This window comes from Eikenella exigua (assembly GCF_008805035.1).
GTDB lineage: Bacteria > Pseudomonadota > Gammaproteobacteria > Burkholderiales > Neisseriaceae > Eikenella > Eikenella exigua.
This window is the reverse complement of the sequence record NZ_CP038018.1, coordinates 1,627,067-1,647,242: the sequence shown is the minus strand read 5'-3', so window position 1 is coordinate 1,647,242 and position 20,176 is coordinate 1,627,067. Positions and strand designations below refer to the sequence as shown.

Sequence of the window (20,176 nt, the reverse complement as noted above, 5' to 3'; positions counted from 1 at the left end):
ATGCGCCTCACCCACATCAAACTTGCCGGCTTCAAATCTTTCACCGACCCCACCACCATCCACGTGCCCGGCCAACTGGTGGCCGTGATCGGGCCCAACGGCTGCGGCAAATCCAACGTTATCGACGCCGTGCGCTGGGTGCTGGGCGAAGCCTCGGCCAAACAGCTGCGCGGCGAGAGTATGCAAGACGTGATTTTCAACGGCGCCACCACCCGCCGCTCCGCCCCCCGCGCCTCCGTGGAGCTCGTGTTCAGCAATGCCGATGGCAGCCTGCAGGGCGCATGGGGGCAATACGGCGAAATCAGCATCCGCCGCCAGCTCACCCGCCAAGGCGAATCCAGCTATTACATCAACGGCCAGCAAGTGCGCCGCCGCGACATCACCGACCTTTTCCTCGGCACCGGCGTCGGTGCGCGCGGCTATGCCGTGATTGAGCAGGGCATGATTGCCCGCATCATCGAAGCCCGCCCCGAAGAATTGCGCGCCCACATCGAAGAAGCCGCCGGCGTATCCAAATATAAAGAACGCCGCCGCGAAACCGAAAACCGCCTGCGCGACACCCGCGAACACCTCCAACGCCTCGGCGACTTGCAGTCCGAACTCGGCCGCCAAGTGGAAAAACTCCAACGCCAGGCCGCCGCTGCCGAACGCTACCGCAGTCTCACCGCCGAACTCAACCACGCGCAAAACCGCCACGATTTCGCCCAATGGCGGCACACTCTTGCCGCCGCCGATCGCGCTGCTGCCGAACACGAACGCGCCCGCGAGCGGCAAGACGAACTCGTCCGCCAAAACCAGGCCATGAACGATGCCGTGCAAGTGTTGCGCCAAACCGAGCAGCACCAGCAGGCTGAGCAATACCGGCTCAACCAACAGCACGCCCTGCTGCGCGAGCAAACCGCCCGCCTCGAAGAGCAAATCCGCTCGCGGCAGAGCCAACGCCAGCGACTCGAACGCGAACAGGCTGCCGCCCAAGCCGCCCTTCAAAAAATCGACAGCGAACACGTCGAGCTACAACAGCAACACGCCCAAGCCGAGCAGGCCGTTGAGCAGCAACAGATGCAGCTTGAGCTGCTCACCGCCGAAGCCGCCGCCCTCGAAGAGCAACTGCCCGAACTCGAAGCCGCCCAGCAGCAGGCTGCCGAGCAGCAGCACAGCCGGCACGATGAAGCCGCCCGCCTCCGCCGTGAGCTCGCCCTGAAGCAGCAGCAACTGCAACACAGCCGTCAAAACATTAGCCGGCTGCAAGAGCGCCAAGCCCGTTTGCAACAGGAAGCTGCCGCCCTGCAAGGCGATGTCGGGCAGAGCACCGCCGCCATCCAAGCTCAGGCCGATACCCTTGCCACCCAATATCAACAGGGTGAGAAGCGACTGCAACAGCTCGAAGAACAAACAGGCTACCTGAAAACCGCCCTCGTGGCCGCCCGCGAACGCGAACAGGAACACGAACGCCGCATTCTCGCTGCCGAAGCCGAGCAGAAAACCCTCGCCGCCCTGTTGGCCGACAATGCCCGCCACAACTTCTGGCAGGGCAGCGAGCAAGCCGATGCGCCCGCCCTGTGGCAGCACATCCGCGTGCCAAAAGAGTGGCAAGGCGCACTGGCCGCCGTGTTGGGCGAGCGGCTCAACGCCCGCGCGCTGCCTGCCGATTTCCAGCCGCCGTCGCCGTTGCCTGAAGCTGCAGCCGCCTGGTTCAACCGCGAAGCCCATGCCCACCGCGCCGCCAGCCCGGCTCAGGCGCTGATTCACCAAATCCAGGCCGAGCCGCCTTTTCAGGTAGCCTTAGCCCATTGGCTCGAAGGCATTTTGTGTGCGCCTAATTTGGATTACGCGCTGGCGCATCGCAGCCGCCTCGAGCCCGGCCAAGAATGGCTCACCCCGCAAGGCCACCGCATCGACCGCCTCGGCGTGCTGCTGCATCATGCCGACAGCGGCAGCCAGCATATACGCCACCGTACTCGCCACGATGAAATCGCCGCAGCATTGGCCGAATGGCAGCCGCAGTTTCAGCTAGCCCGAGCCGAAGCCAAGCAACTGGCGCAGCAGCAAGCTCAAGCCGAAACCGAGCTGCGCCAGGCCCAAACCGAGCAACGCCGCCTCGCCGCCGACTTGGCCGTCGCCCAACAGCAGGCCGGTGCGCTTGCCGCCCGTGCCGCACAGGCGCAGCAGCGGCATGAACACATTGCCCAAGAACAGACCCGGCTGGCGCAGGAGGCGGAAGAGCTGGCGTGTGCTGCCGAAATTCTGGCTGAAGAAACCGCTGCCCTCGAAGAGCGCATGCCCGAACTGGAAGCAGAAAGCCGCACCCAAGCCGAGCACAGCCAGCAGGCGCAGCAAGCCCTGCGCCAAGCCCGCCAAGCCGTGCTCGAAGCCGACCGCCGCCGCAGCGCCGCCGAAATCGAAGCCCACCGCCAAACCCAGCAGCTGCAAAATATCACCGCCCGCATGGCCGCGCTGGTGCAGCAAAAAGCCGACTGGCAGCACCGCCAGAGCGAGCTCGCCCTCACCTACGCCGAAGACGGCGAAGACGAGCAACGCCTGCAGCTGGAAGAACTGGCCGAAGCCGCCTTCACGCTGGAAGAGCAAATCCAGGCCGCCGCCGCCGAGCTGGCCGAAACCCAAGAGCAGGGCAGGCAGCAATACGCCCGCCAGCAGGCTTTGGCTGCCGAGCTGCCGCAGTGGCAGCAGGCCGCTCAAACCGCCCTGTTGCAGCAGCAGGAAGCCCTGCTCAACGCCAAACACTTCCACGATAACTTATTGGCACGCCAAGCTGATATCGCCGCGCTCGAAGCCGAACAGCAGGCAGGCTACCTGAAAACCGACTGGCCGCAGCAAATCGACAGCATTTCCCGCCGCATCCAAGCCCTCGGCGCGGTGAACCTGGCCGCGCTCGACGAATTGGCCGAAGCCCGCGAGCGCGACGGCTACTACCAAAACCAACGCGCCGACCTGCAATCCGCCATCGCGCTGTTGGAAGAAGCCATCGCCCAAATCGACGGCGAAACCAAACAGCGCTTCCAAGCCACCTTCGATGCCGTGAACCAAAAAGTGCAAACCTTCTTCCCCACCCTGTTCGGCGGCGGCGAAGCCAGCCTGCACATGGTGGGCGACGATTTGCTCACCGCCGGCGTATCCATCATGGCGCGCCCGCCCGGCAAGAAAAACAGCACCATCCACCTGCTCTCCGGCGGCGAAAAAGCCCTCACCGCCATGAGCCTCGTGTTCGCCCTGTTCAGCCTCAATCCCGCCCCCTTCTGCCTGCTCGACGAAGTGGACGCCCCGCTGGACGATGCCAACACCGGCCGCTTCTGCAATCTGGTGAAAGAAATGTCTGCCCAAACCCAGTTCCTGTATATTTCCCACAACCGCCTCACCATGGAAATGGCCGAGCAGCTCATCGGCGTAACCATGCAGGAAAAAGGCGTGTCCCGCATCGTGGCCGTAGACATCAAACAAGCGCTGGAAATGGCGGAAACCGATTGAAATTAAAATTTCAGGTAGCCTCACGCCCGGCAGAGGCTACCTGAAACATGGAATCCATCACCGAACTGCGCCACTTCAAATTCCAGCTTACCGGCGAGCCCTGCGACGGCATGCGCAGCGGTGAAGCACGCAAAAGATACCTGGCAACTCCTGCCAAATCATCCGCGAACGCGGCTTTGCTGATTTGCCTGAGCCGGACATGTTGGGATAGTGGCGGGTTGCGTCTGGAAAGCAGGAATGGGCTGCCTGAAACCAAGCAGGCTGCCCGCCCCGTGGGAAAGGGTTGGCAACGTAGGCCTGCATTTCCCTTGCCGCCCTGTATAAAAACAGGATTCCGCTTAGAATTGCACTCTCCGTTTTCAGGCAGCCCGCCCAAGCTTTGAAGCTGCCTGAAAACGGGTAAAACGAATTTCTGCGAAGCTGAAAATCACCCCTGCCCCTTCTGCACTGCCCGCTGCCTGGTATGAAAAAATGAGCTTTAGCTATAGAGGTTCTTGGCAAGGGAAAGGCTACCTGAAATATTTTCAGGTAGCCTTGTCAGCCTCAAACGGCAGGTTTTAGCGCTGATTGTAAAGACTGTGGTCGTAGCCCACGCAGAAAGCCGTGCCGTTTGCGCCCTTGCCGGTATGCGCGCCTGTGTAGAAACACCTGCTTCTTGTAACACCATGTACCCGCTGGCAGGCCCGCATGGCTTGTTGTGCCGCTATTTCGTCGTCAGGATTGATACCAACGAACAAGTCGTTTGTATCTCGCGGATTGTCCGTTGCTTTCACCACAACCGCGCAACTGTTGCTAAAAGTGGCAAATACATGACAACTGGAAGAATTACATATTTGTTTTGCGCGTTCAATGGCTCTTTCTTTAGAAGGGTACCCTCCAGGCCATGTGATGGTATCTTTATCAAAATTCCAAGCCAAAGCCATCCAAAACGGCGTGCGGCGCAGTTCCGCGATTTCGGCTTGCACCTCCGCCTCACGCTGCTCCCAGGCGCGTATTTCGGCGGCGGTGGGGCCGGAGTAGGTTGGCTGTTGCCGTACGGCATTGCGCTCGCGTTGTATCCGATCTGCTTCCGACTGCATGATGCCATTAAAGTTGTGCCATTGCTGCGAGCCAACCGGATAGGGGTTGGCATATGCCAAGCCCGCACTGCCCAATAGCACTGCCGCCAATACGCCCGCTGCCGTGTTCATCATTGATTGCTTCATCTTGCCGCTCCTGTTTGGAAAGGGGAATAAGGGTATTGCCGATAATCGGATTGTAACAAAATACAAGATATTGTAAACATCTGTCCCGCTGCTTGAAGGCTACCTGAAAACAGCCAACGCCCGTTTTAACTGCGTTGCAGCCCTACTTTCAGGTAGCCCCAATTATATCCCGATTGCCCGAGCCAATTGGTTATTCTATTGGACAAGCTATATAATTCCGCCAGTTTCACCGCACCCACCCGCCCGTTATGAGCCTGATTACCCACCTGCGTCCGGCACGCATCCAAGATTGCGAACACATCTACAACGCCCACCAATACGCCGTGCGCTACACCTGCGCCCGCAACTACAGCGAAGCCGTGCTGCAAGCCTGGCTTGCCCTGCTCAGCCCCGACAGCTACCTCGATACCCTCGAAGACGAACGCAAGCTCTTGTGGGTGATCGAATTTAAGCACCATATCCAAGGCTTTTTCCAGCTTAATCTGCAAGAGTCCCAGCTCGATGCGCTGTATGTGCACCCCTTCGTGCAGCGCCAAGGCCTCGGCACTGCCCTGCTCGGCCGCGCCGAAGAGCTGGCCTACCAACACGGGCTGGGCATGCTCAAGCTCTACGCCTCGCTCAATTCCGAACAGTTTTACCTGCTCAACGGCTACCGCCCGCTGGGCGAAGCCGTGCTGCCGCTCAACCAGGAAATCGGCATCGAATGCCGGCTGATGCGCAAACTGCTCACCGACCGTTGATGCCGGCTTTCAGGTAGCCCACTCCTCCGCCATACCGAAAGAGCCGAAATGAAAATCCCGCTATTCCTGCTTGCCCTGTTCGCCCTCCCCGCCTGCACTTATCTCGACGGCCCAGACGGGCGGTTCTTCTCGCTCGATTTACCCGTGGAAACCACACACACCGTGCACAAAACCGTACGCGTGGATGCCGCCCCGGGCACCACCGTCATCATGAGCGAAAGCTCCCCGCTCGACGGCTACTACCGCCCCGTGCTCAACAACGGCCGCCGCACCCTGCTGCGCCAGGCCGCCGACAATTCCTGCCTCGGCCTCGAACGCAGCGGCATGCCCGCCTACCTGGTCAGCCAGCCCTGCCACGGGCGCAATAACCAACAATTCATGTTCGACGGCCCGCGCCTCAACATCAACGGCTTGTGTGCCGAAGCCACCGGCGGCGCCGGCAGTCCTGTCATCGCCACCGCCTGCCAAAACAGCCGCAGCCAGCATTGGGTTACCGAGGGCAGCCACATCCGCAGCGCCGCCAACGGCCTGTGCCTAGACGGCAGCGGCGGCACGGTGAGCCTGCAATATTGCGATAACGGGATGGGGCAGCAGTTTTACCGATAGTTTGGCTGCGGGTTGCGTGGGAATGGAAAAGGCTACCTGAAAACCATCCGATAGGTTTTCAGGTAGCCTTTTCTACTATTGCTTATTGCCGTGGGGCGTTTAGCGCCGGTAGTTGATTTGGATATTGCCGCGCACGGGCGATACCGGCCGCCAGTTGCCGGTGCAGATGGTGGAGCCGGCACTGGTGTGGCAGTTGCGGTGTTCGGTGTAGCCGATGCCGCCCCGGCTGTATTGCTCGGTGGTTTGGATTTGGCCGCCGCCGTATTGGTTGGAGCCGTTGTAGAAATAGTAGCTACGGTTGGGGTAGTAGCCGGGGTAGCCGTCCGGGCCACTGTAGTAGTAGTCGGCATGGGGGTTGATTTGTAGGTTGATTTGGGCGCTGGTTTCGGCTACTGCAGCGGCACTGAAGAGGATGGTGCAGATGAGGAGCAGGGTTCGCATGATGGGTCTCCCGAAAGGTGGCGGGTGGAAACGTTCGGCCTGCTTCGTGCCCATATCTTGTCTTCGGGCGCAGGTTGGAACGATAATTGCTATAAACTATAGCTGCCGCGCACGGCACTTTGCCGATGGCGGTATAATCATTATAGCGCTAATTCCCTCCAAACAGCTGTTTGTTTACACAGCGTTTTCATTCATTTTTCTTTTTCAGGTAGCCTTATGCCGAACCAGCCTACCATCCTTTGCCGCGAACTGAGCCTGCTGGCGTTCAACCGCCGCGTGCTGGCGCAGGCACGGGACGAGGGCGTGCCGCTTTTGGAGCGGTTGCGCTTTTTGTGTATCGTTTCTTCCAATTTAGACGAATTTTTCGAAGTGCGCATGGCTTGGCTGAAGAAGGAAAGCCAGCTCAACCCGCACGCGCTTTTGGATAACGGCACCACGCCCGCCGAAACCATGGCTGCCGCTGCTGCTGAGGCCAAAAAATTAATTCAGGAGCAATATGAGCTGTTTAACAAAGAGCTGATTCCCGCGTTGCGCAAAGAGGGCATTTTCTTTTACCCGCGCCACCAGTGGACAGACAAACAGTGCGCCTGGGTTGAAAGCTATTTCGACCGCGAGCTGCTGCCCATCCTCACCCCGCTGGGGCTCGACCCGGCACACCCTTTCCCGCGCCTGCTCAACAAATCGCTCAACTTCGCGGTGGCGCTTTCCGGCAAAGACGCTTTCGGCCGCGCTTCCGGCATGGCCGTGGTGCAGGCGCCGCGCATTCTGCCGCGCGTGGTGAAGCTGCCCGACGAGCTTGGTGAAGGGCACGGCTTCGTGCTGCTTTCCTCCATTTTGCACGCTTATGTGCACAAACTCTTCCCCGGCATGGAGGTGGAAGGCTGCTACCAATTCCGCCTCACGCGCAACAGCGAGCTCACGGTGGACGAAGAAGACCTCACCAACTTGCGCGCCGCCGTGCAAACCGAGCTGCGCGGGCGGCAGTATGGCGACGAAGTGCGGCTGGAAGTGGCCGACAACTGTCCGCCGCATGTGGCTGGATTCCTGCTCACGCAATGCAATTTGAGCCCGAACGAGCTCTACCAAGTGGTTGGCCCCGTGAACCTGGTGCGGCTGATGGCTGTGCCCGATATGGTGGATCGTGCCGATTTGAAATTCCCGCCCTTCGTGCCCGGCCTGCCCAAAGATGTGCGCAAAGACCAGCCCATGCCTGAGGTGCTCAAACAGCATGACGTGCTGCTGCACCACCCCTACCAATCCATCGCCCCCACCGTGCGCTTCATCCAAGAAGCGGCTGCCGACCCGGATGTGGTGGCTATCAAGATGACGATCTACCGCACTGGCACCCATTCCGACCTTGCCCGCGCCCTGATTGCCGCCGCCAACGCGGGCAAACAGGTAACCGTGGTGGTGGAGCTGATGGCGCGGTTTGACGAAGAAAATAATGTCAACTGGGCGCGCCGCCTCGAAAGCGCCGGCGCACATGTGGTATACGGCGTGTTCGGCTACAAAGTGCACGCCAAAATGGCGCTGGTTATCCGCCGCGAAGGAGGCTACCTGAAACGCTACGCCCACCTCGGTACCGGCAACTACCACCAAGGCACCTCCCGCATCTACACCGACTTCGGCCTACTCACCGCCGATGAAGCCATCACCGCCGACGTGAACGCCATCTTTATGGAAATCACCGGCCTGGGCCAGCCCACGCGGCTTAACAAGCTTTATCAAAGCCCCTTCACCCTCAGCCCCATGCTGCTGGAGCGCATCGCCGCCGAAACCGCCGAAGCCCGCGCCGGCCGCCCCGCCCGCATCATTGTCAAGATGAATTCGCTGATCGAGCCCGGTATCATCCGCGCCCTGTATGAAGCTAGCCGGGCAGGCGTGCAAATAGATTTAATCGTGCGTGGCATGTGCACCCTGCGCCCCGGTGTGCCCGGTCTTTCCGAAAACATCCGCGTGCGCTCCATCATCGGCCGCCTGCTCGAACACTCCCGCGTGTTCTACTTCCACAGCGGCGGGCGCGAAGAGCTCTTCATTGCCAGCGCCGATTGGATGAGCCGCAACTTCTTCCGCCGCATTGAAATCTGCACTCCCGTGGAAAACCCGGCCCTCAAACAGCGCATCATGCGCGAAGCCCTCACCCTCGCCCTGGCCGACAACCGCAAAGCCTGGCTGATGCAGCCCGACGGCAGCTATGTTCGTGCCGTTGCGCAGGAAGGGGAAGAAGGGCTGGATATGCAGGAAACGCTGTTGAACGAATATCGGCGTTGATGGCACGAGAGTGCAAAAGGCTACCTGAAAGTTTCAGGTAGCCTCTTTAGCAAGGTAGGAAGAGTATTTGCTACCCGCTTGCGATAATCTGGAATCTGGGTTTTGTATAGCCCCCGCTTCGCTTTCAGGTAGCTTCTTCATTTCCCGCTATAATCCTTATTTTTTGCTCCAATCCCCACGCTCCCCATGACCCAGCCCAGCCCTGAATACACCGCCCAGCTGCAACAAAAAGTAGGCTACCTGAAACAGCGTTTTGCCGAATTTTCCCCACCCGAATGGCAGGTGTTTGCTTCGCCTGAAAAACATTATCGGATGCGTGCCGAATTTCGGGTTTGGCACGATGGCAATCATATCAGCTATGCCATGTTCGAGCCCGGGCAGAAGGCTGGTTCGGCCTCGTCGCGCCGGATCGATTCCCTGCCTGCCGCGTCTGCTGCGATCAATGCCTTGATGCCTAGGCTGCTGGCCGCCGTGCAGGCCGATCCGCTGTTGCGGGAGCGGTGGTATCAGTGCGAATTTTTGTCTACCCTGAGCGGCGATATGCTGGTGGGCATGATTTACCACAAGCGGCTGTGCGGGCAATGGCAGGCTGCGGCGGCGCGTTTGCAGCGCGACTTGGGCATCATGATTATCGGCCGCAGCCGGGGGCAGAAGCTGGTGTTGGCGCAGGATTTCGTTACCGAACGCCTGCATGCCGACGAGCGCGATTGGCTCTACCGCCAATACGAAGGCGGCTTTAGCCAGCCCAATGCGCTGGTGTGCCAAAAAATGTTGGATTGGGCTTGCAGCGCGGCGGCGGGGTTGGGCGGCGATTTGCTGGAGCTCTATTGCGGCAACGGCAATTTCACCCTACCGCTGGCGCGTTATTTCCGCCGCGTGCTGGCCACGGAATTGTCGAAAACTTCGGTGCAGGCGGCGCAGTGGAATATAGAAGCCAACGGCGCAGCCAACATCCGCCTGGCGCGGCTCTCCGCCGAAGAGTTTACCCAGGCCTACCAGGGCGTGCGCCGTTTCCGCCGCTTGCAGGAGCAGGGCATCGAGCTGGCGGACTATGCCTTCTCTACCGTGTTTGTTGATCCGCCGCGCGCCGGCATAGACGATGCCACCTTGCGCCTGCTGCAGAATTTCAGCAACATCATCTATGTTTCCTGCAACCCGGAAACCCTGCACGCCAACCTTGCCACGCTCACGCAAACCCACTGCATCGAACGCGCCGCGCTGTTCGACCAATTCCCGTTTACGCCGCATATTGAGAGCGGGGTGTTGTTGCGGCGGAAATAATCGGTTTCAGGTAGACTTACTTTGTATGCGTCGCTGCCGACTGTTTGGTTTGCCCCTGCCGTTGGCGATATAATTAAGACTCTTTTCAGCAATCAACATATAAGGAGTTCCATTATGGCCAAAACTATCATTCATACCAACAATGCCCCTGCCGCCATCGGTGCTTATTCCCAAGCCGTGCGTGCCGGCAATACTATCTATTTAAGCGGCCAGATTCCGCTGGTGCCTGCCACCATGCAGGTGGTGGAAGGCGGCTTTGCTGAGCAAACCCGCCAAGTGTTTGAAAACCTCAAAGCCGTGATTGAAGCCGCCGGCGGCAGTTTCGACGATGTGGTGAAACTCAACGCCTACCTCACCGACCTCTCCAACTTTGCTATCTTCAACCAAATCATGGGCGAATACTGCCGCGAACCCTTCCCCGCTCGTGCTGCCGTGCAGGTGTCCGCCCTGCCAAAAGGTGTGCTGGTGGAAGTGGAAGGTGTGGTGGTACTGAACGCTTAAAGCACATAAAAGTATTATAGAGGCTACCTGAAAACAGAACTTCAACGGAGTGAGCTGATGTCTTGGCGCAACCAAGGCCGAGCTTCGGCGAAGGGAAAGTTTCAGGTAGCTTTTCGCTTTACTCAACCCACTATAAATCACCCTCTAACACAAACATCATGGCACACTACGCAATCGGCGACCTGCAAGGCTGTTTCGCCGAATTTCAAACCCTGCTGGTACACATCGGCTTCAACCACGGTCGCGATACCCTTTGGCTGGTGGGCGACATCGTCAACCGCGGCCCCCAATCCCTCGACTGCCTGCGCTACATCAAACAGCACGAAAACAGCATCCGAACCGTGCTCGGTAACCACGACCTGCACCTGCTCGCTATCGCCTATGGGCACGGCAAACTCAAGCGTAGCGACACTGTGGGCGACATTCTCGCCGCCCCCGATCGCCAATCACTGCTCGATTGGCTGCTGCACCAGCCCCTGATGCTGCAACACGGCAATAACCTGATCGTGCACGCCGGCATTTGGCCGCAATGGAAGGCCGAAACTGCACAGCAGCGTGCCGTCGAAGCGGCTACCGCCCTGCAAAGCCGCCCCGATTGGTTTTTTGCCCATATGTATGGCAACACGCCCGATAGCGACTGCGCCGATAACGAAACCGAACGCCTGCGCTTTGCCACCAATGTGTTCACCCGCATGCGCGCCCTGCACCGCAACGGCCGCATGGATTTCGACTACAAAGCCACTCTGCCCGAAATGCCCTCCGGTCTCATGCCCTGGTTTCGCGCGCCCAACCGGCAAACCCTTGGTTATCAAACTGTATTTGGCCATTGGTCGGCACTCGGCCTGTATCGCGGCGAGCAGGTATGCGGCATCGATACCGGCGCGCTGTGGGGCGGCCGGCTCACCGCACTGGATTTAGACACGCAGCAGATTTTTCAGGTAGCCTCCAAACAGCCCAAGAAGTTTGGTTAAGCTATTGTCTCTACATGATTTAATGTTTGTTAACACGAACAGGCAGGCGGGCAGGGCGGGCTTTTGTTACAATGTCGCCTGTTTGTGCCTGCCCGAGCCCTTGCCGTGGCATGTTTTTCAACCGATTAAGGAGTTACCCATGAACAGCAAATTAGTCATCCCCGCCGCCATCGCCGTATTGGCACTGAGCGCCTGCTCCAGTAGCAAATCGCCGGAAAAACCGGTGCAGCCGCAAACCCAGCAACAGACACAGCAGGGTGATGAAACCACCGCCGCTATCGGCAAAATCCAAGTGGCTCAGGTGGACAGCATCGATAAAACCGTAGAAGTGCACTACACCTGCCAAGCCGGTAACGGCCAGCAGCAAAAAGTGAGCGCCATGTATGGCATCAAGAGCGATACCTTGGTGGTAACTCAACTGAAAATCAACGATAAAGTTTCCCCCGGCCTGTGGCGCGTGCTCAACGACAGCAATGGCCAACAGCAAAATAGCTACTACAGCAACGGCGTGATTTGGGTAACCGGCAAAGCCACCCCCACCAACGTGACCCGCACCAATGCCATCGCCTTGCTGCAGGCGCAGAGCGTGGATGACGCCGGTAATCCGGTAAATCCCGTGGCCGTGCTGGAAAACTGCAGGGTAACCCGCCAAGCCGCTCCGGTTCGCGGTAACCGCCCGCAACGCCGCCGCTAAGCTGGTGTAATGAGAATGGAAAAAGCTGCCTTGGCTGGCAGCTTTTTTATGGGGGGAGGCTACCTGAAAGTGTGTGGGCGGTTTCAGATAGCTTTTTTTTGTGGCGAATATTGTTCAGGCAGTCTTGCGCTTATCAGAGGCTCTCTAAAACTTTAGCTTCGCAGAAACTTACTGAGTTCGTTTCCAGGCAGCCTTTCTGCCTACTGATTCGCCCGAATCCAGGCCAGCCAGCGCTCAAACAGGTCGGGCTGCAGGCCGGCGATGACGGAGCGTTTGAAAACGTGTTCGCCGCTCCAGAAGTCGTCGCCTTCCAGCGTGGCCAGGCGGCCGCCGGCTTCTTCGTAAATCAGAGTGCCGGCGGCATAGTCCCACAGTTTTTGACCGCCATGTAGGTAGAGGTCGTAGCGGCCGGCGGCGAGGTAGCACCAGTCGAGCGTGCTGGCGCCCATGCTGCGCTGTGAGCCGAAGGGGTGGAGGGTTTGCATGCGGCTGGCGAGTTTGCCTGAACGCAGGTATTTCACTTCCACGCCGGCAATGGACTCATGCAGTTTTTTCGGTGTGTTACGCAAGGGCAGGGGACGGCCGTTGAGGTGTGCGCCGTGACCGCGTTCGGCAGTGAACATTTCCTGCATCATGGGGTGGAAAATAGCGCCCAGTTGGGCGCGGCCGTGGCGGATGTAGGCCACGGAGAGGGCGAAGTGCGGCAGGCCGTTGATGAAGTTGTTGGTGCCGTCGATAGGGTCGACCACCCACAGCCCGGTTGCGGCGTACTGCCACATGGCGTGTTGTTCGTCGGCGCTCATTTCTTCGCCCAGCATCGGGCAGTCGATGATTTGCGGCAGCTTTTGAGCAAATAGGGCTTGGGCGTGCAGGTCGGCTTCGGTGAGGCGGGTACCGTCGCTTTTGGTGCTGACGGCGGCGTTGAGAAAACGCGGCATCACGGCGGTTTGTGCCACTTCGCGAACCAGTTCTGCTAAACGGTTGAGCAAAATCTTTCCTTCCCGATGCTTTTCTGATAGAAACGGGATATTAACCATTTTTCGGGGTAAACAATAGATGCCGCGTTTTTATGTTCCGCAAACTTTTGTTGCCGGCGAGGTGCTGAGGCTACCTGAAAATGTGTGCCGGCATATCCAAGTACTGCGCTTGCAGGCGGGTGCACCGCTGGTGTTGTTTGACGGGCAGGGGCAGGCGGCGGCGGCAGAATTGCTGGAAATTGGGCGCAAACAGGCGCTGGTGCGGGTGGATAAGTTGCTCTTGGAATCGCGCGAATCGCCGCTGGCGGTTACGTTGATTCAGGCGGTATCGGCTTCGGAAAAGATGGATTTTGCGGTACAGAAGGGCACGGAATTGGGGGTGAAACGCATCGTGCCGGCGGTTTCCACGCGCTCGAATGTGCGGCTTTCGGGCGAGCGGTCGGAGAAAAAGGTGCGGCGCTGGCAGGAAATCGCTATCTCGGCCTGTGAGCAATGCGGGCGCAATGAGGTGCCGCCTGTGGTGCCGATTGACGATTTGCCGCAGGTGCTGGCTGCACTGCCGGCCGATTCGGGGGTGCGGCTGCTGCTGAGCCCGCACGATGGTGTGTCACTGCGCAGTCTGCCTCCGGCGCAAAGCGCGGTTTTGCTGAGTGGACCGGAAGGCGGGCTGACGGCGGAAGAAGAGGATTTGGCACGCTCGCAAGGGTTTCAGGCGGTGCAACTCGGTGCACGGGTATTGCGCACGGAAACGGCGGCGCTGGCGGCGCTGGCGGCGATGCAGGCCTTGTGGGGCGATTTTTAGCGGTATGAGCGCTGTGCTAAAATGCGCAAATTGACAGTTTTCAGGTAGCCTTCTTCCTTACCTTAGAGGCTACCTGAAAAAATAAATGGATTAGGAAGCAGATAAATGGCAAAACCGAAAAGCGGCCTCGGCGGCCGGGGCTTGGATTCTTTGTTGGCCGGCGCGGTGGGCGACAGCAGCGGCGACAGGCTGACCAGTGTGCCGGTACGCGACATCAAGCCGGGGCGCTATCAGCCACGTTCGCAAATGGATGATGAAGGCTTGCAGGAGCTGGCCGATTCGATTAAGGCGCAGGGCGTTATCCAGCCGGTTATCGTGCGTGAGCACGGCCTGTCTCAATACGAGCTGATTGCCGGCGAGCGCCGTTGGCGCGCCAGCCAGCTGGCGGGATTGGTCGAAATTCCGGTGGTAATTAAGAGCATCGGCGATGAAGCGGCGCTGGCGATGGGTTTGATTGAAAATATCCAGCGCGAAAATCTTAATCCGATCGAAGAGGCGCAGGGTTTGAAGCGTTTGGTGGATGAATTCGGCCTCACGCACGAAACCGTGGCCAAGGCAGTAGGTCGCAGCCGCAGTGCGGTGTCGAACAGCCTGCGCCTGTTGGCTTTGCCCGAACCGGTGCAGGAAATGCTGTTTTTACGCCAGCTGGAAATGGGGCACGCACGGGCCTTGTTGTCGCTGCCGGTGATGGAGCAGCTTTCCTTGGCGCAGAAGGCGGTGAAAAATGGTTGGTCGGTGCGTGAGGTGGAGCGGCGCAGCCAGCTGGCACAACAGGCACCACAGGAGAAAAAATCGAAAATCGTCAGCCCGGATATACGCTACCTGAACGAGGCGCTTACGGAAAAATTGGGTGTGCGCGCGGAAGTGCAAACTGCCAACCACAAACGCGGTAAGGTGGTGTTGCATTTCGACAGCCCGGAAACCTTTGCACGGTTGATGCAGCAGCTGGATGTGAAGTTGCCTGGTTGAGCAAAGGCTTGTCTGTGGTTTCGAGCGCTCGGAAATTATGCGTGCTCGATTTTCAGGTAGCCTTTAATGCTATGAGCATTGATATTGTTTGACAAGAATTAACACTTTTCTTGACTTTGTTGGCGGTTTTGCTTATATTCAAAAAGCTAACATTTAGTGTGTGTGAAGATGGATGTATGGCGGCAACAATTTATCTCCAATTAGCAATCACGGCGATACTTGTTGCTGTTTTTTGGGTGTCTTCCGGTGTCGTTGCAGCAAAGTCAGCGGCGCTGGGTTGTTTGTGTTACGCCTTGCCCACCATCTTGGCAGTACTGGTTTTAAGGTTTTTCCTGAAGTTTCCGAAATGGCGCGGCAGCGCATTTTGGCTGGGAGAAAGTTTAAAAATAGTACTGGCGCTCGTGTTGATGATGCTGGTGTTCGTTTTTTATCGCCAACGCATCGTGTTCGTTCCGTTTATTGTCGGGTTGGGTGCGGTGAGTCATGCGGTGTTGTTGATATTTTGGAAAGCTAAGAAGTATGGCTAGTGAGAGCATGAGTGCAGCCGACTACATCAAGCACCATTTGCAAAGCTTGACCAGTCTGTCGGATGTGGGCAAAGGACAGGGTCTGCAAAATATTGCCGACTTCTCATTTATAAACTTGGATTCCCTTTTTATTGCGGCCTTTTTGGCGATTCTCGGTTCGCTGGTGATGTGGTATGCTGCTCGCAAGGCTACGCCAGGTGTGCCGGGGCGTTTTCAGGCTGCCGTAGAGATCTTGTTCGAGTTTATCGATAATTTGTGCAAGGGCATGATTCACAACGAGCAATCGCGTAAAACAGTGGCGCCGCTGGGTTTGGCGCTGTTTGTTTGGATTGTGTTGATGAATAGCATGGACTTTTTGCCGGTGGATTTGTTGCCGTGGATTTGGCAGCGTGTAACCGGTAATCACCACGCCTTGCTGCGCGTGGTGCCGACTGCGGATTTGAATATTACTCTGGGTATGTCGATTGGTGTGCTGCTTATCTGCTTTATGTTCAATATCAAGCTTAAAGGCTTGGGTGGCTGGATTCACGAACTGTTCGCTGCGCCGTTCGGTATTTGGCTGGCTCCGTTCAATTTTGTTTTGAATCTGGTGGAGTTTTCGTCCAAAACTATTTCTCACGGTATGCGTCTGTTCGGTAATATGTATGCTGGTGAATTGGTGTTTTTGCTGATTGCTATGCTAGGCGGCGCTTGGGCAATGCCGGGTGAAGCAGTTACTTGGGTGGATCCCGTTTTGGCATTCTTCCATGTTTTGGCTGGATTTGTTTGGGCGGTGTTCCATATTTTGGTTATCGTGTTACAAGCATTTATTTTCGTTGCTTTGGCTTTTGTGTATATCGGCCAGGCGCATAGTTCTCATTAGTAGTTTGTTGTTTTTTGTAGTAGTTTAACTTCACTTTTAGATAAGGAGTTTCAAATGGATTTGAATAGTGTATTGGCCATCACTTGCGGCTTGATTGTTGCGTTCGGTGCTGTGGCTGCTGCGGCCAGTATCGCATTCGTGGGTTCAAAATATCTGGAGGCTTCTGCCCGCCAGCCTGAACTGATTGAACCGCTGCAAACCAAATTGTTCCTGATTGCCGGTTTGATTGACGCAGCATTCCTGATCGGCGTAGCCGTTGCCTTGCTTTTCGCCTTCGTGAATCCGTTTGCTCCGGCAGTTGCAGGTTAAGATTACACAAACTTCTGACGTTTGTTTTAACCCTAACTGTGAAGGTTGAGTAAAGTGAATATTAATTCAGCTTTAATCATACAGATAATTGTTTTCTGCTTGTTGGTGTGGTTTACTGTGAAGTTCGTGTGGCCACCCATCGCTAAGGCTTTGGATGAGCGAGCCAGCAAAATTGCCGAGGGCTTGGCAGCTGCCGAGCGCGGGAAAAGTGATTTTGAACAGGCTGAAAAGCGTGTGGCCGAACTCATGGCTGAAGGCCGCAATCAAGTTGCTGAAATCATCACTAACGCAGAGAGGCGGGCTTCTCAAATTGTTGAGGATGCTAAAAAACAGGCTTCTGACGAGGCTGCTCGTGTTGCTGCGCAGGCTAAGACTGATGTGGAGCAGGAAGTTAATCGGGCACGTGAGGCTCTGCGTGAGCAGGTGGCGGCACTGGCAGTTAAAGGTGCTGAGCAGATTCTGTGCAGCGAGATTAATGCCGATAAACATGCCCAGTTGCTGGGTATGTTGAAGCAGGAGCTGTAAAACTATGGCTGAACTTGCCACTATTGCCAGGCCGTATGCTAAAGCCTTATTTGAATTGGCGTCTGAAAAAAGTCAAGTCGAACTTTGGCTGGAGAAGCTAAAAGATTTGGCGTGGGCTGTCGGCCAACCTAAACTTGCCACATTGCTGGACGATGCCGGCATTGCACCCCACCAGAAGGCAGATACTTTGATTGGATTACTTGACGGTATCCATACGCCACAACATGTAGCTTTCAAAAGCTTCCTGTATGTGCTGGCTGAAGGAGGTAGGTTGTTCGTTTTGCCGGAAGTTTATAACCAATACCAAGTACTGGTATTGGCAAAAGACCATATACAGAAGGCCGTAATTTACAGTGCTTTCCCGATGAGTGAAGGACAGTTTGCCAAGGTGGTGAGCGATTGCCAGCAGAAATTTGGCCACAAGCTGAAGGCTACCTTAAAAGTGGTGCCCGAGCTGATTGGTGGTATCAAAATTGAAGTTGGAGATAAAGTTTTAGACTTGTCCGTGCAAGGGAAGTTAAAAAACCTGTATACGGCCATGATAAATTAGGAGAGTTTCATGCAGCTTAATCCTGCTGAAATCAGTGAATTATTAAAATCTAAAATTGAGAACCTGAATGTAAAGCAAGAAGCCAACACCTATGGGGGTGTGATTTCTGTGACCGATGGTATCGTGCGCGTGCACGGATTATCGGATGTAATGCAGGGTGAGATGTTAGAGTTCCCCGGAAATACTTTCGGTTTGGCCATGAACTTGGAGCGTGACTCGGTTGGTGCGATTGTATTGGGCGAGTACGAGCACATTAAAGAAGGCGATCAAGTCAAATGTACCGGCCGTATTTTGGAAGTACCGGTTGGTCGTGAGCTAGTTGGCCGCGTAGTGAATGCGTTGGGGCAACCGATTGACGGCAAAGGCCCAATTAACACTAAAGAAACTGCGCCGATTGAGAAAATCGCTCCGGGTGTAATTGCGCGTCAATCCGTGGATCAGCCGATGCAAACTGGTTTGAAATCGGTGGATTCCATGGTGCCGATTGGTCGTGGTCAGCGCGAATTGATTATCGGTGACCGCCAAACCGGTAAGACAGCTGTTGCGTTGGATGCGATTGTTAATCAAAAGGGTACTGGTGTTATCTGTATTTATGTGGCAATTGGCCAAAAAGCCTCTTCTATTGCCAATGTGGTACGCAAACTGGAGGAGCATGGCGCGATGGAGCATACCATCGTGGTGGCAGCAACTGCTTCCGAAGCAGCTGCACTGCAATTCATTGCCCCATATTCCGGCTGCACAATGGGCGAATATTTCCGCGATCGTGGCGAAGATGCATTGATTGTATATGATGATTTGTCTAAACAAGCTGTTGCCTACCGTCAAATTTCTTTGCTGTTGCGTCGTCCGCCTGGTCGCGAAGCTTATCCGGGTGACGTATTCTATCTACATAGCCGCCTGTTGGAGCGTGCTGCACGTATCAATGCCGATGAGGTGGAAAAGCGCACAAATGGCGAAGTAAAAGGCAAAACCGGGTCGTTGACTGCATTGCCAATTATCGAGACCCAAGCGGGTGACGTATCTGCTTTTGTGCCAACTAACGTGATTTCTATTACTGATGGCCAGATTTTCTTGGAAACTGATTTGTTCAACTCAGGTATTCGTCCGGCCATTAACGCAGGTATTTCTGTATCGCGTGTAGGTGGCTCCGCTCAAACTAAGGTTATCAAGAAATTGGGTGGAGGTATCCGGTTGGCTTTGGCTCAATATCGCGAATTGGCTGCATTCTCTCAATTTGCTTCTGATTTGGATGAAGCTACCCGCAAACAGCTGCAACACGGTGAAGTGGTTACTGAATTGATGAAGCAAAAACAATTCAGCACAATGAGTATTGCTGAGATGGCTTTGACCTTGTGGGCAATTAACAAAGGCTTTTACGAGGATGTGCCAGTATCCAAGGCATTGGCATTTGAGGCTGATTTCTTAGGCTATGTGCGCACGCAGCACACCGATATGTTGGATCAAATAAATCAGCAAGGCGTAATGAGTGATGAGAACGAGCAAGTCTTGACTGAAGCCATAAATACATTTAAAGCCTCTCGCAATTACTCGGCCTAAACCGCAGAAAAGGAAAAGTCTGAAATGGCAGTAGGGAAAGAAATCCTCACGAAAATCCGCAGTGTACAGAATACACAGAAGATTACCAAAGCCATGCAGATGGTGTCGACTTCCAAAATGCGGAAAACGCAGGACAGAATGCATTTGGCACGGCCTTATGCCGAGAAAGTGCGCGTGGTGATGAGTCACTTGGCACAGGTAGAAACCGAGCATAAGCAGTTGCCAATCTTGGAAAGTCGGGAAAACATTCGGCGTGCCGGCTTCATCTTAATTACTGCCGACAAAGGCTTGTGTGGCGGGTTGAATGCCAACTTGCTAAAGAAGTTTTTCGGACAAGTGCAAGAATACCAGCAGCAGGGTGTGGAAGTGGAAGTTATCTGCTTCGGTAGCAAAGGGTTGGCTGCTTGTAATCGTGCTGGCCTCAATGTAGTGGCCAGTGCGGTAAGTTTGGGCGATACCCCGAAGATGGAAGTGTTGCTTGGTTCGCTGACTGAAGCGTTTCAACGTTATGCTGATGGTGGCTTGGATATTGTGCACTTGGTGTATTCTAGATTTATCAATACTATGTGCCAAGAGCCGAACTTAGAGATCTTGCTGCCTATCGGTCACAATGTGCTGAACGAAATATCGGAAGCAGAAGAATATGGCCGAGAATATATCTATGAGCCATCGCCAATTTTGGTGCTGGAATATTTGGTGCGCCGCTATTTAGAATCGGTAGTGTATCAGGCTTTGTGTGAGAACATGGCTTCCGAGCAGTCTGCCCGCATGGTGGCAATGAAGGCCGCTACGGATAATGCAAGTAATGCAATTAAGGAATTACGCCTGATTTACAACAAATCCCGTCAGGCAGCGATTACCACTGAATTGTCGGAAATTGTAGCCGGTGCTGCTGCAGTATAGGT

The 20,176-nt window shown here is 56.1% G+C and carries 21 protein-coding genes; 18 read left to right on the top strand and 3 right to left on the bottom strand.

From position 1 onward, the window contains the following. Both smc and EZJ17_RS08480 read left to right on the top strand, forming a co-directional pair. Positions 1 to 3,483, top strand: a complete 3,483-nt coding sequence (smc, locus tag EZJ17_RS08485; RefSeq protein WP_067441744.1) for a chromosome segregation protein SMC — start codon at positions 1 to 3, stop codon at positions 3,481 to 3,483. 47 nt (positions 3,484 to 3,530) lie between these two features. After that, a complete protein-coding gene (locus EZJ17_RS08480) occupies positions 3,531 to 3,866 on the top strand; it encodes a hypothetical protein (protein WP_151086408.1) in 336 nt (111 codons plus the stop codon). Positions 3,867 to 4,040: 174 nt separating this feature from the next. Here the strand turns inward: EZJ17_RS08480 and EZJ17_RS08475 are convergent, their stop codons facing one another. Next, on the bottom strand, positions 4,041 to 4,688 hold the full coding sequence (locus tag EZJ17_RS08475) for a DUF4189 domain-containing protein (RefSeq protein WP_067443941.1): 648 nt from the start codon (positions 4,686 to 4,688) through the stop codon (positions 4,041 to 4,043). Positions 4,689 to 4,936: 248 nt separating this feature from the next. Between EZJ17_RS08475 and EZJ17_RS08470 the strand changes: the two genes are divergently transcribed. Next, positions 4,937 to 5,428 (top strand): GNAT family N-acetyltransferase, encoded by a 492-nt coding sequence (locus tag EZJ17_RS08470; RefSeq protein WP_067441750.1) that lies wholly within the window; start codon positions 4,937 to 4,939, stop codon positions 5,426 to 5,428. Between the two features lie 48 nt (positions 5,429 to 5,476). After that, positions 5,477 to 6,034: an RICIN domain-containing protein gene (locus EZJ17_RS08465; protein ID WP_067441753.1), complete on the top strand. Its 558-nt coding sequence runs from the start codon at positions 5,477 to 5,479 to the stop codon at positions 6,032 to 6,034. 99 nt (positions 6,035 to 6,133) lie between these two features. Here the strand turns inward: EZJ17_RS08465 and EZJ17_RS08460 are convergent, their stop codons facing one another. Continuing rightward, entirely contained in the window at positions 6,134 to 6,475 is a 342-nt protein-coding gene (locus EZJ17_RS08460; RefSeq protein ID WP_067443943.1) for a hypothetical protein, read from the bottom strand. Between the two features lie 216 nt (positions 6,476 to 6,691). On the opposite strand from EZJ17_RS08460, the gene ppk1 reads away from it, so the two are divergent. The 5 genes from ppk1 to EZJ17_RS08435 all read left to right on the top strand — a co-directional run bounded on the left by ppk1 (position 6,692) and on the right by EZJ17_RS08435 (position 12,193). Then, the gene (gene ppk1 / locus EZJ17_RS08455) at positions 6,692 to 8,746 is read left to right on the top strand and encodes a polyphosphate kinase 1 (RefSeq protein ID WP_067441758.1); all 2,055 of its coding nucleotides are present in this window, start codon (positions 6,692 to 6,694) and stop codon (positions 8,744 to 8,746) included. Between the two features lie 186 nt (positions 8,747 to 8,932). Next, positions 8,933 to 10,027, top strand: coding sequence for a tRNA (uridine(54)-C5)-methyltransferase TrmA (gene trmA, locus EZJ17_RS08450; RefSeq protein WP_067441761.1), 1,095 nt, complete (start codon positions 8,933 to 8,935; stop codon positions 10,025 to 10,027). Between the two features lie 114 nt (positions 10,028 to 10,141). Continuing rightward, entirely contained in the window at positions 10,142 to 10,528 is a 387-nt protein-coding gene (locus EZJ17_RS08445; RefSeq protein WP_067441764.1) for a RidA family protein, read from the top strand. 158 nt (positions 10,529 to 10,686) lie between these two features. After that, positions 10,687 to 11,499 (top strand): symmetrical bis(5'-nucleosyl)-tetraphosphatase, encoded by an 813-nt coding sequence (locus EZJ17_RS08440; protein WP_067441769.1) that lies wholly within the window; start codon positions 10,687 to 10,689, stop codon positions 11,497 to 11,499. Between the two features lie 139 nt (positions 11,500 to 11,638). Further along, positions 11,639 to 12,193: a hypothetical protein gene (locus EZJ17_RS08435; RefSeq protein ID WP_067441774.1), complete on the top strand. Its 555-nt coding sequence runs from the start codon at positions 11,639 to 11,641 to the stop codon at positions 12,191 to 12,193. Positions 12,194 to 12,393: 200 nt separating this feature from the next. Here EZJ17_RS08435 and EZJ17_RS08430 read toward each other — a convergent pair whose 3' ends face one another. Beyond that, on the bottom strand, positions 12,394 to 13,182 hold the full coding sequence (locus EZJ17_RS08430; protein ID WP_067441776.1) for an inositol monophosphatase family protein: 789 nt from the start codon (positions 13,180 to 13,182) through the stop codon (positions 12,394 to 12,396). Between the two features lie 67 nt (positions 13,183 to 13,249). Between EZJ17_RS08430 and EZJ17_RS08425 the strand changes: the two genes are divergently transcribed. The 9 genes from EZJ17_RS08425 to atpG all read left to right on the top strand — a co-directional run bounded on the left by EZJ17_RS08425 (position 13,250) and on the right by atpG (position 20,174). After that, positions 13,250 to 13,972: a 16S rRNA (uracil(1498)-N(3))-methyltransferase gene (locus tag EZJ17_RS08425; RefSeq protein ID WP_067441779.1), complete on the top strand. Its 723-nt coding sequence runs from the start codon at positions 13,250 to 13,252 to the stop codon at positions 13,970 to 13,972. Between the two features lie 105 nt (positions 13,973 to 14,077). Next, positions 14,078 to 14,941: a ParB/RepB/Spo0J family partition protein gene (locus tag EZJ17_RS08420; RefSeq protein ID WP_067441782.1), complete on the top strand. Its 864-nt coding sequence runs from the start codon at positions 14,078 to 14,080 to the stop codon at positions 14,939 to 14,941. Between the two features lie 176 nt (positions 14,942 to 15,117). Then, positions 15,118 to 15,468 (top strand): ATP synthase subunit I, encoded by a 351-nt coding sequence (locus EZJ17_RS08415; protein ID WP_067441785.1) that lies wholly within the window; start codon positions 15,118 to 15,120, stop codon positions 15,466 to 15,468. Further along, the gene (atpB, locus tag EZJ17_RS08410) at positions 15,461 to 16,330 is read left to right on the top strand and encodes a F0F1 ATP synthase subunit A (RefSeq protein WP_067441787.1); all 870 of its coding nucleotides are present in this window, start codon (positions 15,461 to 15,463) and stop codon (positions 16,328 to 16,330) included. The genes EZJ17_RS08415 and atpB overlap by 8 nt, the downstream gene beginning before the upstream one ends. A 54-nt stretch (positions 16,331 to 16,384) precedes the next feature. Beyond that, on the top strand, positions 16,385 to 16,639 hold the full coding sequence (atpE, locus tag EZJ17_RS08405; RefSeq protein ID WP_067441789.1) for a F0F1 ATP synthase subunit C: 255 nt from the start codon (positions 16,385 to 16,387) through the stop codon (positions 16,637 to 16,639). A 54-nt stretch (positions 16,640 to 16,693) separates the two neighbouring features. Beyond that, a complete protein-coding gene (locus EZJ17_RS08400) occupies positions 16,694 to 17,164 on the top strand; it encodes a F0F1 ATP synthase subunit B (protein WP_067441792.1) in 471 nt (156 codons plus the stop codon). Between the two features lie 4 nt (positions 17,165 to 17,168). After that, on the top strand, positions 17,169 to 17,714 hold the full coding sequence (locus tag EZJ17_RS08395) for a F0F1 ATP synthase subunit delta (protein ID WP_067441795.1): 546 nt from the start codon (positions 17,169 to 17,171) through the stop codon (positions 17,712 to 17,714). Between the two features lie 9 nt (positions 17,715 to 17,723). After that, positions 17,724 to 19,271, top strand: a complete 1,548-nt coding sequence (atpA, locus tag EZJ17_RS08390; protein WP_067441798.1) for a F0F1 ATP synthase subunit alpha — start codon at positions 17,724 to 17,726, stop codon at positions 19,269 to 19,271. A gap of 24 nt (positions 19,272 to 19,295) precedes the next feature. After that, positions 19,296 to 20,174 (top strand): F0F1 ATP synthase subunit gamma, encoded by an 879-nt coding sequence (atpG, locus tag EZJ17_RS08385; RefSeq protein ID WP_067441802.1) that lies wholly within the window; start codon positions 19,296 to 19,298, stop codon positions 20,172 to 20,174. Positions 20,175 to 20,176 lie beyond the last annotated feature (2 nt).

Excerpts from the sequence above, each read along its gene's own strand:
- smc (WP_067441744.1), top strand. The coding sequence starts at position 1 with ATGCGCCTCACCCACATCAAACTTGCCGGCTTCAAATCTTTCACCGAC.
- EZJ17_RS08480 (WP_151086408.1), top strand. The coding sequence starts at position 3,531 with ATGGAATCCATCACCGAACTGCGCCACTTCAAATTCCAGCTTACCGGC.
- EZJ17_RS08475 (WP_067443941.1), bottom strand. The coding sequence starts at position 4,688 with ATGAAGCAATCAATGATGAACACGGCAGCGGGCGTATTGGCGGCAGTG.
- EZJ17_RS08470 (WP_067441750.1), top strand. The coding sequence starts at position 4,937 with ATGAGCCTGATTACCCACCTGCGTCCGGCACGCATCCAAGATTGCGAA.
- EZJ17_RS08465 (WP_067441753.1), top strand. The coding sequence starts at position 5,477 with ATGAAAATCCCGCTATTCCTGCTTGCCCTGTTCGCCCTCCCCGCCTGC.
- EZJ17_RS08460 (WP_067443943.1), bottom strand. The coding sequence starts at position 6,475 with ATGCGAACCCTGCTCCTCATCTGCACCATCCTCTTCAGTGCCGCTGCA.
- ppk1 (WP_067441758.1), top strand. The coding sequence starts at position 6,692 with ATGCCGAACCAGCCTACCATCCTTTGCCGCGAACTGAGCCTGCTGGCG.
- trmA (WP_067441761.1), top strand. The coding sequence starts at position 8,933 with ATGACCCAGCCCAGCCCTGAATACACCGCCCAGCTGCAACAAAAAGTA.
- EZJ17_RS08445 (WP_067441764.1), top strand. The coding sequence starts at position 10,142 with ATGGCCAAAACTATCATTCATACCAACAATGCCCCTGCCGCCATCGGT.
- EZJ17_RS08440 (WP_067441769.1), top strand. The coding sequence starts at position 10,687 with ATGGCACACTACGCAATCGGCGACCTGCAAGGCTGTTTCGCCGAATTT.
- EZJ17_RS08435 (WP_067441774.1), top strand. The coding sequence starts at position 11,639 with ATGAACAGCAAATTAGTCATCCCCGCCGCCATCGCCGTATTGGCACTG.
- EZJ17_RS08425 (WP_067441779.1), top strand. The coding sequence starts at position 13,250 with ATGCCGCGTTTTTATGTTCCGCAAACTTTTGTTGCCGGCGAGGTGCTG.
- EZJ17_RS08420 (WP_067441782.1), top strand. The coding sequence starts at position 14,078 with ATGGCAAAACCGAAAAGCGGCCTCGGCGGCCGGGGCTTGGATTCTTTG.
- EZJ17_RS08415 (WP_067441785.1), top strand. The coding sequence starts at position 15,118 with ATGGCGGCAACAATTTATCTCCAATTAGCAATCACGGCGATACTTGTT.
- atpB (WP_067441787.1), top strand. The coding sequence starts at position 15,461 with ATGGCTAGTGAGAGCATGAGTGCAGCCGACTACATCAAGCACCATTTG.
- atpE (WP_067441789.1), top strand. The coding sequence starts at position 16,385 with ATGGATTTGAATAGTGTATTGGCCATCACTTGCGGCTTGATTGTTGCG.
- EZJ17_RS08395 (WP_067441795.1), top strand. The coding sequence starts at position 17,169 with ATGGCTGAACTTGCCACTATTGCCAGGCCGTATGCTAAAGCCTTATTT.
- atpA (WP_067441798.1), top strand. The coding sequence starts at position 17,724 with ATGCAGCTTAATCCTGCTGAAATCAGTGAATTATTAAAATCTAAAATT.
- atpG (WP_067441802.1), top strand. The coding sequence starts at position 19,296 with ATGGCAGTAGGGAAAGAAATCCTCACGAAAATCCGCAGTGTACAGAAT.